Genomic DNA, 13,165 nt, shown 5'->3' on the forward strand with positions numbered 1-13,165 from the left:
GGCCCGTGATCCGTCTGCGCCCGTGACCGTCGTCTATGGCCCGTGATCCGTCTGCGACCCCTGATCGCGCTGATCCCGTAGCCGTCGGTCCAGTGCCATCGACAGCTCCGCGTCCACCACGCTCTTCGCGAGCGGGCGCAGGCGCTGGAGGTCCTCGGCCGTGCGGTCCCCGGTGAGGACGACGGTGGTGAAGAGTTCGGCGAGCGCCTCGGCGTGGTCGCGCACGCGGCGGGCGGCTGTGAGGACGTCGGCCAGCGGGATGCCCTCGCGGACCAGCGCCGCGGAGACGTCGAGCAGGCGGTGGCTGATGTGCACGATCTCGCCGCCGTCGGTGCCGAGGTAGCCGAGGTCGAGGGCGGCGGCGAGGTTCTCCGGGGTCGCCTGACCCGCGAAGACGTCGGCCAGTTCCTCGGGGGAGAGGCGAACCGGGGTTTCCTCGGTGGGCTCGCCCAGGCCGAGCAGCTCGCCCACGTCGCGGCCGTGGTCGAAGGCCTCGGCCAGCTCGGCGATGCCGCTGAGGGTGTGGCCGCGTTCCAGGAGCGCCGAGATCGTGCGCAGGCGGGCCAGGTGTGTGTCGTCGTACCAGGCGATACGGCCTTCGCGGCGGGGCGGCGGGATCAGCTTGCGCTCGCGGTAGAAGCGCAGGGTGCGCACCGTGATGCCGGCCTCCTTGGCCAGCTCCTCCGTCCGGTACTCACGCTTTCCGCGTTCGGGCCGAGTGGTGTGCGCCCGCGCTGCGGTGCCCGGTTCGCGCGCTCCGCTCGCGCGCTCTCCGCTCCTGCGCTCCTGCGCTCCAACGCCTCGCTCACGCGTCCCGTTCGCGCGCTTCCGCGCCCCCGCTCCCCGCTTTCCTGATCCCTCGGCCACGTCCGCACCCTACGTCGTACCCCCGGTAACTTTCCCGCGCGCGACCCCTACCCATCAGTACGCACCTGCTCTACTCTCCCCATTGCGCCAGTGTTCACTGGCAGGGTCGTGCGGCTAGGGAGGCCCCGGATGAGCGGCGATACGAGCGGCGAGATCACCGAGCACGAGCATGTACGGGTGGCGGTGATCGGGTCCGGATTCGGCGGTCTGGGGGCCGCCGTGCGGCTGCGCCGCGAGGGGGTCACCGACTTCGTCGTCCTGGAGCGGGCCGACAGCGTGGGCGGCACATGGCGGGACAACAGCTACCCCGGGTGCGCCTGCGACGTACCGTCCCACCTGTACTCGTTCTCGTTCGCGCCCAACCCCGACTGGCCGCGCACCTTCTCCGGGCAGGAGCAGATCCGCGCGTACCTGGAGCACGTCGCGGACGTCTTCCGGCTGCGCTCGCATCTGCGGTTCAACTCCGAGGTCAAGATGATGACCTGGGACGCGGAGAAGCTGCGCTGGGGGATCGAGACCAGCAGCGGGTTCCTCACGGCGGATGTCGTCGTCTCCGCCACCGGGCCGCTCTCCGACCCCAAGGTCCCGGACATACCGGGGATCGACACCTTCCCGGGCAAGGTCTTCCACTCGGCCCGCTGGGACCACGACTACGATCTGCGTGGCAAGCGCGTCGCCATGATCGGCACAGGCGCCTCGGCCATCCAGATCGTGCCCGCGATCCAGCCGGACGTCGACAGGCTGACCCTCTTCCAGCGCACTCCGCCGTGGGTGATGCCGCGTGTCGACCGGGCCATCAGCGGTGTCGAGCGCTGGCTGCACCGGCAGCTGCCGTTCACGACCCAGGCGCGGCGCGGACTCCTGTGGGGCATCCGGGAGTTGCAGGTCCAGGCGTTCACCAAGCGGCCGGGCGAGCTCGGCATGGTCGAGCAGCTGGCCAAGCGGAACATGGCCCGCGCCGTCAAGGACCCGGCCCTGCGGGCCAAGCTGACCCCGGACTACCGGATCGGCTGCAAGCGGATCCTGCTCTCCAACAGCTACTACCCGGCGCTCACCCGGCGGAATGTGGATGTGGTGGCCTCCGGGCTCGCCGAGATCGCCGGCTCCACGCTCGTCGCCGCCGACGGCAGTACCGCCGAGGTCGACGCGATCATCTTCGGTACGGGCTTCCACGTCACCGACATGCCGATCGCGGAACGGGTCGTCGGGGCGGAGGGCAAGACGCTCGCCGAGGTGTGGCGGACCGGCATGAAGTCGCTGCGCGGCGCCACCGCGGCCGGCTTCCCCAACTGGATGACGATCATCGGGCCCAACACCGGTCTCGGGAACTCGTCGATGATCCTGATGATCGAGTCCCAGCTGAACTACATGGCCGACTTCGTACGGCAGTTGACTGTGCTTTCCGGGGGGAGCCCCCCCGGACCCCCCAGGCTCGGCGGGCGCGCGGCCCTCGACGCACGCCCCAGTGCCGTGAACGCGTGGAACCGCAAGGTCCAGGAGCGGATGAAGCGCACGGTGTGGAACACCGGCGGCTGCACCAGCTGGTACCTCGACGCCAACGGCGTCAACACCACCATCTGGCCGGGTACGACGAGCGAGTTCCGCACGGCCACGCGGCGCGTGGACCTGGGGGAGTACGAAGTGCTGCGGACACCGCAGCCCGCACCCGAGTCCGAGCCCGGCTCGACGCCGCCGTCGCAAACGAAGAACGCGCGCAAGAAGAAGGTGGAGGCCGAAGCGTGAGCCGACTGATGCATGTGGCGCACGGGGCGTACGCGCCTCCCGCGCCCGCGCACGAACTGACCGCCGTCTCCGCCGACGGCGCGCGCCTGCACGTCGAGGTGCACGGGCCGGAGAACGCGCCCTCGGTCGTCCTCGTGCACGGCTGGACCTGCTCGACCGCCTTCTGGGCGGCGCAGATACGGGACCTCGCCGCCGACCACCGGGTCATCGCGTACGACCAGCGCGGTCACGGGCGCAGCCCCGCGAGCGCCACGTACACCGCGGAGGCGCTCGCCGACGATCTGGAGGCGGTGCTCGCGGCCACGCTCGCGCCGGGCGAGAAGGCCGTGCTCGTGGGGCACTCCATGGGCGGGATGACGCTCATGGCCGCCTCGGCGAGGGCGGGTTTCCGGGAGCACGCGGCGGCCGCGCTGTTGTGCAGTACGGGGAGCTCGCGGCTGGTCGCGGAGGCGCGCGTGGTGCCGTTGCGCGCCGGGCGGCTGCGGACCCGTATCACCAAGTCGGTCCTCGGATCGCGCGCCCCGCTCGGGCCGGTCACGCCGGTCGCCCGGCGGATCCTCAAGTACGCGACCATGGGTCCCGGTTCGTCGCCGGGCATGGTGGAGGCGTGCGCGCGGATCGTGCACGCCTGTCCGCGCAGGGTGCGCCATGCGTGGTCGGTCGTCCTCGAGATGCTCGATCTCGACGATGGCGTACGGGAGTTGAAGGTGCCGACGGCCGTGGTCGCCGGGACGGTGGACCGGCTGACGCCGGTCGTGCACGCGCGCGCCCTCGTGGCGGCCCTGCCGGACTGCGTCGGTGTCACCGAGCTGCCGGGCCTCGGGCACATGACGCCGGTGGAGGCGCCGGAGCTGGTGACCTCCCGCATACGCGAACTCGCCGCCGCGTACACGGATACCGCGGAGAGCGTCGCCGCGTACTCGGACACCGCAGAGATCAGGGAGGGCGCATGAGCAGGGTGAGCCTGGACGGGCAGGTCGCGGTCGTCACGGGGGCGGCGCGTGGCGTCGGCGAGCTCCTGGCGCGCAAGTTGTCCGCGCGGGGCGCGAAGGTGGCGCTCGTCGGGCTTGAGGCGGACGCGCTCAAGCAGGTCTCGGAGCGGCTGCACAGCGACAGCGGCCACTGGTACGCCGACGTCACCGATCACGAGGCGATGGCGCGGGTCGCGCAGGAGGTCAAGGAGCGGTTCGGGAAGGTCGACATCGTCGTCGCGAACGCCGGTGTGGCCAGCGGTGGGCCTTTCATGGACTCGGATCCGGTCGCGTGGCGGCGGGTGATCGAGGTCAATCTGATCGGGTCGGCGGTGACGGCGCGGGCGTTCCTGCCGGTGCTGATGGAGAGCCGCGGGTACCTGCTTCAGATCGCGTCCCTCGCCGCCATCACCCCCGCCCCGATGATGAGCGCGTACTGCGCGTCCAAGTCGGGCGTGGAGGCGTACGCGCACAGTCTGCGTGCCGAGGTCGGCTACAAGGGCGTGCGCGTCGGGGTCGGTTATCTGTCGTGGACCGACACGGACATGGTGCGCGGTGCCGACCAGGACGAGGTGATGCGCGAACTGCGCCAGCGGCTGCCGTGGCCGTCCAACAAGACGTATCCGCTGGGGCCCGCCGTCGACCGCATCGTCGCGGGGATCGAGCGCCGCTCCAGCCATGTGTACGCGCAGTGGTGGCTGCGCGGGATGCAGGGCGTCCGCGGCTATCTGCCGGGGATCATCGGGGCGGTCGGGCAGCGGGAGATGCGCCGGTTCGAGCCGCGGCTGGGGGACGTGCGCACGGGCCTGGTCGGAGCGGGCGGGGCGGCCGACGAGCAGGAGCGGCAAGGGACTTCGCCGTGAGCCCCCGCCCTGCCTCACGCCCCACGGCGCGTCACCAGGTGCGTCCCACCCTGCGTCACCAGGGGCGCTTCACCGTGCGTCACTGATCGAAATGCGTGCGTTGTCCCTGCGTGTCAGTCTGGTCGAGCCCGATCCCCCTCACCCACAACGGGAGTGAATCTCATGGGCATGCAAGACCAGTTCAAGGACAAGGCCGAGCAGCTGAAGCAGCAGGCGAAGAAGAAGATGGGCGACGCTCACGAGCAGACGCGCGAGCGTTCCTCGCAGCGGCGTGGCCGGAACCCTCAGGAACCGGAGCGTGAGCAGCGCGAAGCCCAGGAGCGCTTCGACCAGGACTACGACGCCTGATCAGTCTGACCGCTGATCGTCGTACCCGGCTTTGCCCGGAGTGGGGTGCCCTCTGCCAAGAGGGCACCCCACTCTCACGTACCGGCGTCCATCACTCCGCGTTCCGCGGCGGCAGCTTCGGCCGCGACCGGTCCGGGACGGACGAGTAGTCCGGCGGAGACGAGGCAGGATGGGTGATCAGCAGGTCGAGGGCCAGCTGGACGGCGTCGACGAGCTGGGCGTGGCGGCCCTCCGCCCAGTCCAGCGGAGTGCGGAGGATCTCCAAGTCCGGGGTGACGCCCCGGTTTTCGATGGACCAGTCGTACGCGTCGAACCAGGCCGCGTTCATCGGAACCGTGATCACCGTGCCGTCGCCGAGGCGGTGCCGCCCGGTCATCCCGACCACGCCGCCCCAGGTGCGCTGGCCGACCACCGGGCCCAGCTTCAACAGCTTGAAGGCCGCCGTGATCATGTCGCCGTCCGACGAGGTCGCCTCGTCCGCCAGCGCGACGACGGGCCCGCGGGGCGCGTTCGAGGCGTACGACACCGGCTGGGCGTTGCGCGTCAGGTCCCAGCCGAGGATCGTGCGCGTCAGTTTCTCGATGACCAACTCGCTGATGTGGCCGCCCGCGTTGCCGCGTACGTCGACGATCAGGGCGGGCCGCGAGACCTCCATGCGCAGGTCGCGGTTGAACTGGGCCCAGCCGGAGCCGCCCATGTCGGGGATGTGGAGGTAGCCGCAGCGCCCGCCGCTCGCCTCCCGGACGACTTCGCGGCGTTTGGTCACCCAGTCCTGGTAGCGGAGCGGGCGTTCGTCGATCAGCGGGACCACGGCCACCCGCCGGGACCGGCCGTCGCCCTCCGCGGGGGTGAACGTCAGCTCCACCGTCATACCGCCCGCGCCCGCCAGCAACGGGTACGGGCCCGTGACCGGGTGCACCGGACGGCCGTCGACGTGCGTCAGCACCGCGCCCGGGCGGATCCCCGAACCGGCCAGAGGAGAGCGCGCCTTGGAGTCGGACGAGTCGCCGGGGAGGATCCGCTTGAGCATCCAACTGCCGTCACGGCAGACGAAGTTGGCGCCCAGCAGGCCCTGCCAGCGCTGGTAGTGGGCCGGGCCCTCGTTGCGGCGCGCGGAGGCGACGTACGCGTGCGATGTGCCCAGCTCTCCCAGTACCTCGCGCAGCAGGTCCGCGAAGTCGTCAGGCGACGCGACCCGTTCGACCAGCGGGCGGTACTGGTCGAGCACGGCGTCCCAGTCGATGCCGGACATGGCGGGGTCCCAGAAGTAGGCGCGGGTGATCCGGCCCGCCTCGTCGTACGCCCCACGCCACTCGGCGGGCGGGTCCACCTCGTGCATGATGCGGCGCAGGTCGATCCAGACCGTCGACTCGCTGTCGCCGGCCTCGGTGGCGGGGACGGCGCGCAGGTCGCCCTCTTCCATGACGACCAGCCGGGAACCGTCGCCGCTCACCGCGAACCAGTCGAGATGCTGGACGAGTTCGGACCTCTTCGCCTTGGCGAGGTTGAAGTACTCCAAGGTGGGCCGGCCCGACCTGTCGTCAGGGTTCACGAACGTCTCGCCCAGCGCGCCGGAGATCGGCCAGCGCAGCCAGACGAGGCCGCCGCCCGAGACCGGGCACATCGACGAGTACTTGGAGGCGGCGACCGGGAACGGCGTCACCCGGCTCTCCAGACCCTCCAGTTCGACGGTCACCGCGCCGTCGGCGCCCTCGTCCTCGACCGGGTCCAGGCCCCCGGCGACCGGACGCCCCTCCGGGTTCAGCGCGAAGGGGGAGGGGGTCGCGGAGGACAGTGGCACCAGGTACGGGCGGGAGCCCACGGGGAAGGACAGGTCCCCGGTGTGCACGTCGTACACGGGGTCGAAGCCGCGCCAGGACAGGAAGGCCAGATACCGGCCGTCGCGCGTGAACACCGGGTTCTCGTCCTCGAAGCGCCCGTTGGTGACGTCGACGATGAGCCGGTCCTTCATCCGAGCCATCTTGATCTGCCGCAGCGACCGGCCGATGCCGGGATGCGACCACGTCAGCCACGCCCCGTCCGGGGAGAACGCGAGATCCCGTACCGGCCCGTTGATGGACCGGATGAGCTCGGTGATCTTGCCGTCCGACTCCTCGGTGGCGTCGAGGAGCAGCAGGCGTCCGTCGTTCGAGGCGATCGCGAGGCACTCGCCCTGCGGGTCCGACACCATCTCCTGTACGAGGCCGAGTTCGCCGGAGGCGAGGCGGCGCGGTCCGCGGTCGCCGGTCGCGCGCGGCAGGTAGACGATCTCGACGGCGTCCGCGCCGTCCGCGTCCGTCACATAGGCGACCCGGCCGCTGGGACCGAGCATCTCGGGGAGCCGGACGCGTACGCCGGGGGTGTCCGAGATGGCGCGCGCGGGGCCGTCGCGGTGGGTGAGCCAGTACAGGCTGCCGCGTACGACGACGGCGCTGGCCCGGCCCGTCTCGTCCACGGAGATCGCGTCGACGTTCTGGGACGCCGGCACCTGGTACGGACGGCGTCCCGCGCGCGGACCGCCCAGGCGTACGTCGAGGCGGCGCGGGATCGAGTCGGGGGACAGGTCGTCGACGATCCACAGGTCGCCCGCGCACTGGTAGACGATCCGGTTGCCGTCGGTCGAGGCGTTGCGGGCGTAGAAGGCGTCGTGATCGGTGTGGCGGCGCAGGTCGGAGCCGTCGTACGCGCACGAGTACAGGTTGCCGATGCCCTCGTGGTCCGAGAGGAAGGCGATCCGGCCGGCGACGAACATGGGGCAGTCGAGCTGGCCGTCGATGTCGGCCAGCAACTGCTGACCATGCAGCCAGAGCCGGCCCATCGCACCGCCCCGGTAGCGCTTCCAGGCGGCCGGCTCGTGCGGCGCGGTGCCGGTGAGCAGCAGGGTCTTGCGTTCGCCTTCGATGTCGGCGACCTGGATGGAGGCGGCCGGGCCCCAGGGCAGCTTGCCGCCGGGGTCGCCGTCGGTGGGGACCTTGTAGGCCCAGGTGTAGTAGGAGAAGGGCTCGCCGTGCGAGGCGACGGCGAGGATGTCGCCGTCCGGGGACCAGCCGCAGACCTGGGTGTCCGCGCTGCCCCAGTAGGTGAGCCGTTTGCCGGGGCCGCCGTCCACCGCTGCCAGATGGATCTCCGGGACGTAGCTGCGCCAGCTCGTGTACGCGATGTGGCGGCCGTCGGGCGAGAAGCGGGGGTGGGCGACCTTGGTGCGGTCGACGGTGACCCGCCAGGCCCGGCCCGGCCCGTCGAGGGGCGCCAGCCACAGGTCGTCCTCGGCCACGAAGCAGAGGAGGTCGCCGCTGAGGTGGGGGTAGCGGAGGTATCCGGGGGCGTAGGTGGCTCCTGTGGCCCGGTCCGCGGTGGGCCGGTCCGTCGTTTTCCTGTCTGCGGTCGCCCGGTCTGTCGTCTCCTTGCCCGCGGTTGCCTGCTTCGCCGTTTCCGTGCCTGCGGTTGCCTGCTCCGTCGTTTCCGTTCCTGCCGTCGCTTTCTTGTGCTCGTCGCTCACGTCCCCATGCTTTTCCCCCCGGCGGACCGCGGCAACTTCTGAGAACGCGAGCGTGACCCACCACACGTACGAAACGGTTTCGTTTCGCTCGTGCCGGGAGTATCTTCAGAGTCGTACGAAGGAAAAGTCCGGAGGGGGAAGGTGAGTGACATGACCGAGACCGCAACGGCGCGGCGGAGTCGGCTCACGCCCGAGCGCGAGGCCGAGCTGTACGCGGCCGTGCTCGACCTGCTCCGGGAAGTCGGCTATGACGCCGTGACGATGGACGCCGTGGCCGCCCGCACCCGGTCCAGCAAGGCCACCCTCTACCGCCAGTGGGGCGGCAAGGCCGAGCTGGTGGCGAAGGCGATCCGGCACAGCAAGCCGGGGTCGGTCTCCGACATCGACACCGGGTCCCTGCGGGGCGACTTCCACGCTTTCGTCACCCGCGAGGACGACTGCGGCATGGAGCAGAACGCAGCGCTGATGCGGGGGCTGGCCATGGCGGCGCACACCAACCCGGATCTCCTGCGGGCGTTCAAGGAACTGCTCGTGGAGCCGGAGTTGGCGGAGTTCCAGCGGATACTGCAACGCGCCGTCGACCGGGGCGAGGTCCGTGCGGACAACCCCGCGATGGGCTACGTCGTGCACATGCTGCTCGGCGCGTTCGCCACTCGCGCGCTGATCGACGGGATGCCGCCGACGCAGGCCTTCCTCACCTCGTACATAGACGCCGTGGTCCTCCCCGCCCTCGGCGTTCCCACCACCTGATCGTCCCTCGCACCAAGCACCTGACGCGACCGCTCACGTCGTCGGGCCGATCACCCCTGCCACCCACCGGGTTGATCAACCCTGCCCCTGAACACCCCACGACCTGACCGGGAGACGCCCACGTGGCCACGTTCCTCTACAAACTCGGCCGGCTCGCCTTCCGGCGACGGCATTTCGTCGCCCTGATCTGGGTCGCGCTGCTGACGCTCGCAGGCGTCGGCGCGGCCAGTGCCCCCGCCGCGGGCAACAGCTCCTTCTCGATCCCCGGCACCGAGGCCCAGAAGGCCTTCGACCTGCTGGACGAACGCTTCCCCGGCATGAGCGCCGACGGGGCGACCGCGCGTGTCGTCTTCAAGGCACCCGCCGGCGAGAAGATGACCGAGGCCGACAACAAGGCGACCGTCAAGAAGACCGTCAAGGAGCTGTCCGGCGGCTCCGAGGTCACCTCGGTCGCCAACCCGTACCAGGCACAGGCCGTCAGCAAGGACGGCACGATCGCTTACGCGCAAGTCAGGTACGACGTCTCCGGCAGGGAGCTGGAGGACTCGACCAAGGAGGCCCTGGAGGACGCCGCGCAGAACGCACGGGACGCCGGGCTGACCGTCGAGATCGGCGGTGACGCGCTGGAGGCCACACCCGAGACCGGCTCCACCGAGATCATCGGTATCGCCGTCGCCGCGGTCGTCCTCGTCATCACCCTGGGCTCGCTGGTCGCGGCCGGGCTGCCGCTGCTGACCGCGCTCATCGGCGTGGGCATCGGCGTCTCCGCCATCACGGCCCTGGCCAACGTGCTCGAACTCGGCTCCACCACCTCGACGCTGGCCATGATGATCGGCCTCGCCGTCGGCATCGACTACGCGCTGTTCGTCGTCTCCCGCTACCGGGCCGAACTCGCCGAGGGCCGCGACCGCGAGGAAGCGGTCGGCCGGGCGGTCGGCACGGCGGGCTCCGCGGTGGTCTTCGCCGGTCTCACGGTCGTGATCGCCCTGGCCGGTCTCGCGGTCGTCAATATCCCGATGCTCACCAAGATGGGCTTCGCGGCGGCGGGCACAGTCGTCATCGCCGTACTGATCGCGCTGACCATGATCCCGGCCATGCTCGGCTACGCGGGCCGCAAGGTGCAGCCGGCGGGCGCGAAGAGCAAGCTGCTCGGGGGCGGCAGGAAGTCCGCGCCCGCGCACGGAAGCAAGCCGAACATGGGCACGCGCTGGGCGAGCTTCGTCGTCCGCCGTCCCGTCGCCGTCCTCCTCCTCGGCGTCGTCGGCCTGGGCGCCGCGGCGGGTCCGGTCAGCTCGCTGGAGCTGGGCCTGCCGGACGAAGGCTCGCAGCCGACGTCGACCACGCAGCGGCGGGCGTACGACCTGTTGTCGGAGGGCTTCGGTCCCGGCTTCAACGGCCCGCTGATGGTCGTGGGTGACGCCAAGGGCAGCGACGACCCGCAGGCGGTCGAGAAGACGACGATCGACGACATCAAGGGCCTGGACGGCGTCGTGTCGGTCAGCCCGGCGGCGTACAACAAGGCCGGGGACACCTTCATCATCACCGTGATCCCGGACTCCAAGCCCTCGTCGACGCAGACCGAGGACCTGGTCCACTCCATCCGTGACGAGGGCGCGGCCATCAAGGCCGACACGGACACCGACGTGCTGGTCACCGGCGCCACCGCCATGAACATCGACTTCTCGCAGAAGATGAACGACGCGCTGGTCCCGTATCTGGCGCTGGTCGTGGGCCTCGCCTTCCTGCTGCTGATCGCGGTCTTCCGGTCGATCCTGGTCCCGCTGAAGGCGGCCCTCGGCTTCCTGCTCTCGGTGCTGGCGGCCCTCGGCGCCGTCGTCGCGGTCTTCCAGTGGGGCTGGCTGGCCGGGCTCATGGGCGTCGAGGAGACCGGCCCGATCATGTCGATGATGCCGATCTTCATGGTGGGCGTCGTCTTCGGTCTCGCCATGGACTACGAGGTCTTCCTTGTGACCCGGATGCGCGAGGCGTACGTCCACGGAGAGAAGCCCGCCCAGGCGATCGTGACCGGCTTCCGGCACGGAGCCCGGGTCGTCACGGCGGCCGCGGTCATCATGATCGCCGTCTTCGCCGGCTTCATCGGCTCCAGCGAGTCGATGATCAAGATGATCGGCTTCGGTCTCGCGATCGCCGTCTTCTTCGACGCGTTCATCGTGCGCATGGCGATCGTCCCGGCGGTCCTGGCCCTGCTGGGCAAGAAGGCCTGGTGGCTGCCGAAGTGGCTGGACCGTGCCCTGCCGAACGTGGACGTCGAGGGCGAGGGTCTGCGCGAGCAGACGAAGGACCCGGATCCGGACGAGGAGCGGGAGCTGGTGCGGGTCTGATCGCTGGTGCAGGTCTGATGCTGCTCCGGGTCTGATCGCGCCGTAGTGCGAGCAGCGAAAGGGTTACCCCCGTCGCCTGGTGGCGGGGGTGCCCCTTCCGGCGTCAGTGCGCCACGGGGGTCGCTGCCTTGTACGTGCTGCGCAGGAAGCGGATCAGGGGCTTCGCGTCGAGCTGTACGACCGCCACGCTCTGGGCCGAGTGGAACTCCAGGACGGCCTGCACCCGGCCGCACGGCCAGATCCTGACGCCGCCGCTGCTGGCCGGAACCCGCAGCCCCTGCTCAAGGAGCTCGCGGGCGAACACCCACTCATGGGGGCCGGGCAGCGTGATGTGCACCAGGCGGGGGTCGTCCTCCGGGTCGTACCGGAGGGCCACCGGGACGGATCGGTGTTCGTCGTCGAAGGTGTCGGCGGTGTCGGTGACGATGTGGGCTCGGGCGTACTGTTCGACGGCGTACATGAGCCGACTCCTTGCGCTGCGTAACCTGTGCGGGACGGCATATGTCCTGTGCGGGACTGCAAATGTGCGGAATGGGTGAATCCGTCACCATTCCAATGTCGCACATCTCACGGAAACCGCCTCCCCGGGTGCCGGCGTCCGGGGGCGTCGGGCGGCTCTTCGGTCGGTCGGTGTCCGGCTGCCGTCGGATTCGCGTCCGGCCGTCCTCGGCGGCTATTCGTAGGCGCCTCGCTCTTGCAAGGCATTCGCAACAAGGCACTATCATCGAACGGTGCATGTGCCTGACGGATTCATCAACGCCCCGGTCTCCGCGGCTGCCGGAGTAGTCGCCGCCGGTGCCATCGCCGTGAGCCTGCGCGGCGCCCGCCGCGAACTCGACGAGAGGACCGCGCCGCTCGCCGGCCTGGTCGCCGCCTTCATCTTCGCCGTACAGATGCTGAACTTCCCGGTCGCCGCCGGGACCAGCGGACATCTGCTCGGCGGTGCCCTGGCCGCGATACTCGTCGGGCCCTATACCGGCGTCCTCTGCGTCTCGGTCGTCCTGTTGATGCAGGGCATCCTCTTCGCGGACGGCGGCCTCACCGCGCTCGGCGTGAACATCACCGACATGGCGATCGTCACGATCCTCGTCTCATACGCCCTCTTCCGCGGCCTGGTGAAGGTGCTGCCCCAGGGGCGGCGCTCCGTCACCGCTGCCGCCTTCGTCTCCGCGCTGGTGTCCGTCCCGGCCGCCGCTCTCGCCTTCACCTTCCTCTACGCCCTCGGCGGCACGACCGACGTCTCCATCGGCAAGGTCGCCACGGCCATGATCGGCGTGCACGTCCTCATCGGCATCGGCGAGGCCGCGATCACCGCGCTCACGGTCGGCGCCGTCATCGCCGTACGGCCGGATCTCGTCTACGGGGCGCGCGGTCTGCGGCAGCCGCTCAAGCTGCGCGTCGACGGTGAGCTGGTGGACGCGCCCGCCCCCGCCGTCCCCGTCGCCGCCCGCGCCTCGCACCGCAAGGTGTGGATCACCGGCCTCGTCACCTCCCTCGTGCTCGCCGGGTTCGTCAGCTTCTACGCCTCCGCCAGCCCCGACGGCCTGGAGAAGGTCGCCACGGACAAGGGCCTGGACAAGAAGGTCGAGGAGCACGCCGCGGCCGATTCGCCGCTCGCCGACTACGGCGTCAAGGACGTCTCCGACGCCCGGATCTCCGGCGGTCTCGCGGGCGTGATCGGCGTCGGCGTCACCGTCGTCGCGGGCACCGGGGTCTTCTGGGCGGTCCGCAGGCGCCGTACGGCCGACGCGTCTGCCGGCTCGGTACCCGAAGGCGTCTGAT

The 13,165-nt window shown here is 70.6% G+C and carries 10 protein-coding genes; 7 read left to right on the top strand and 3 right to left on the bottom strand.

Annotated features, from left to right (window positions below; genetic code table 11):
* Positions 1-33: 33 nt before the first annotated feature.
* Positions 34-867 carry a MerR family transcriptional regulator gene (locus C4B68_RS23270; RefSeq protein ID WP_257217311.1) on the bottom strand — a complete coding sequence of 278 codons (834 nt, stop codon included), beginning with the start codon at positions 865-867 and terminating at the stop codon, positions 34-36.
* Between the two features lie 129 nt (positions 868-996).
* Between C4B68_RS23270 and C4B68_RS23275 the strand changes: the two genes are divergently transcribed.
* From C4B68_RS23275 to C4B68_RS23290, 4 genes are all read left to right on the top strand, one after another.
* Positions 997-2,610, top strand: a complete 1,614-nt coding sequence (locus C4B68_RS23275; RefSeq protein WP_240634445.1) for a flavin-containing monooxygenase — start codon at positions 997-999, stop codon at positions 2,608-2,610.
* The gene (locus C4B68_RS23280) at positions 2,607-3,563 is read left to right on the top strand and encodes an alpha/beta fold hydrolase (RefSeq protein WP_099501898.1); all 957 of its coding nucleotides are present in this window, start codon (positions 2,607-2,609) and stop codon (positions 3,561-3,563) included. The genes C4B68_RS23275 and C4B68_RS23280 overlap by 4 nt, the downstream gene beginning before the upstream one ends.
* Positions 3,560-4,444 (top strand): SDR family oxidoreductase, encoded by an 885-nt coding sequence (locus C4B68_RS23285; RefSeq protein WP_099501897.1) that lies wholly within the window; start codon positions 3,560-3,562, stop codon positions 4,442-4,444. Before C4B68_RS23280 ends, C4B68_RS23285 begins: the two co-directional genes overlap by 4 nt.
* Before the next feature lie 162 nt (positions 4,445-4,606).
* Positions 4,607-4,792 carry a hypothetical protein gene (locus C4B68_RS23290; RefSeq protein ID WP_099501896.1) on the top strand — a complete coding sequence of 62 codons (186 nt, stop codon included), beginning with the start codon at positions 4,607-4,609 and terminating at the stop codon, positions 4,790-4,792.
* A 91-nt stretch (positions 4,793-4,883) separates the two neighbouring features.
* Here C4B68_RS23290 and C4B68_RS23295 read toward each other — a convergent pair whose 3' ends face one another.
* On the bottom strand, positions 4,884-8,291 hold the full coding sequence (locus tag C4B68_RS23295; protein WP_476715115.1) for a S41 family peptidase: 3,408 nt from the start codon (positions 8,289-8,291) through the stop codon (positions 4,884-4,886).
* A gap of 150 nt (positions 8,292-8,441) precedes the next feature.
* Here C4B68_RS23295 and C4B68_RS23300 point away from each other — a divergent pair, with 150 nt between their 5' ends.
* Together C4B68_RS23300 and C4B68_RS23305 are read left to right on the top strand one after the other, a co-directional pair.
* Positions 8,442-9,041, top strand: coding sequence for a TetR/AcrR family transcriptional regulator (locus C4B68_RS23300; protein WP_099501895.1), 600 nt, complete (start codon positions 8,442-8,444; stop codon positions 9,039-9,041).
* A 122-nt stretch (positions 9,042-9,163) separates the two neighbouring features.
* Complete coding sequence (locus tag C4B68_RS23305) at positions 9,164-11,383, top strand: MMPL family transporter (protein ID WP_099501894.1); 2,220 nt, start codon at positions 9,164-9,166, stop codon at positions 11,381-11,383.
* A gap of 103 nt (positions 11,384-11,486) precedes the next feature.
* Here the strand turns inward: C4B68_RS23305 and C4B68_RS23310 are convergent, their stop codons facing one another.
* A complete protein-coding gene (locus tag C4B68_RS23310) occupies positions 11,487-11,843 on the bottom strand; it encodes an SsgA family sporulation/cell division regulator (protein ID WP_099501893.1) in 357 nt (118 codons plus the stop codon).
* Between the two features lie 271 nt (positions 11,844-12,114).
* Here C4B68_RS23310 and C4B68_RS23315 point away from each other — a divergent pair, with 271 nt between their 5' ends.
* Positions 12,115-13,164, top strand: coding sequence for an energy-coupling factor ABC transporter permease (locus C4B68_RS23315; RefSeq protein ID WP_099501892.1), 1,050 nt, complete (start codon positions 12,115-12,117; stop codon positions 13,162-13,164).
* Position 13,165 lies beyond the last annotated feature (1 nt).

It is taken from the genome of Streptomyces dengpaensis (assembly GCF_002946835.1).
GTDB lineage: Bacteria > Actinomycetota > Actinomycetes > Streptomycetales > Streptomycetaceae > Streptomyces > Streptomyces dengpaensis.

What these genes read in the sequence shown, in the direction of transcription:
- C4B68_RS23275 (WP_240634445.1), top strand. Translation starts at nt 997, where the DNA reads ATGAGCGGCGATACGAGCGGCGAGATCACCGAGCACGAGCATGTACGG.
- C4B68_RS23285 (WP_099501897.1), top strand. Translation starts at nt 3,560, where the DNA reads ATGAGCAGGGTGAGCCTGGACGGGCAGGTCGCGGTCGTCACGGGGGCG.
- C4B68_RS23290 (WP_099501896.1), top strand. Translation starts at nt 4,607, where the DNA reads ATGGGCATGCAAGACCAGTTCAAGGACAAGGCCGAGCAGCTGAAGCAG.
- C4B68_RS23300 (WP_099501895.1), top strand. Translation starts at nt 8,442, where the DNA reads ATGACCGAGACCGCAACGGCGCGGCGGAGTCGGCTCACGCCCGAGCGC.
- C4B68_RS23310 (WP_099501893.1), bottom strand. Translation starts at nt 11,843, where the DNA reads ATGTACGCCGTCGAACAGTACGCCCGAGCCCACATCGTCACCGACACC.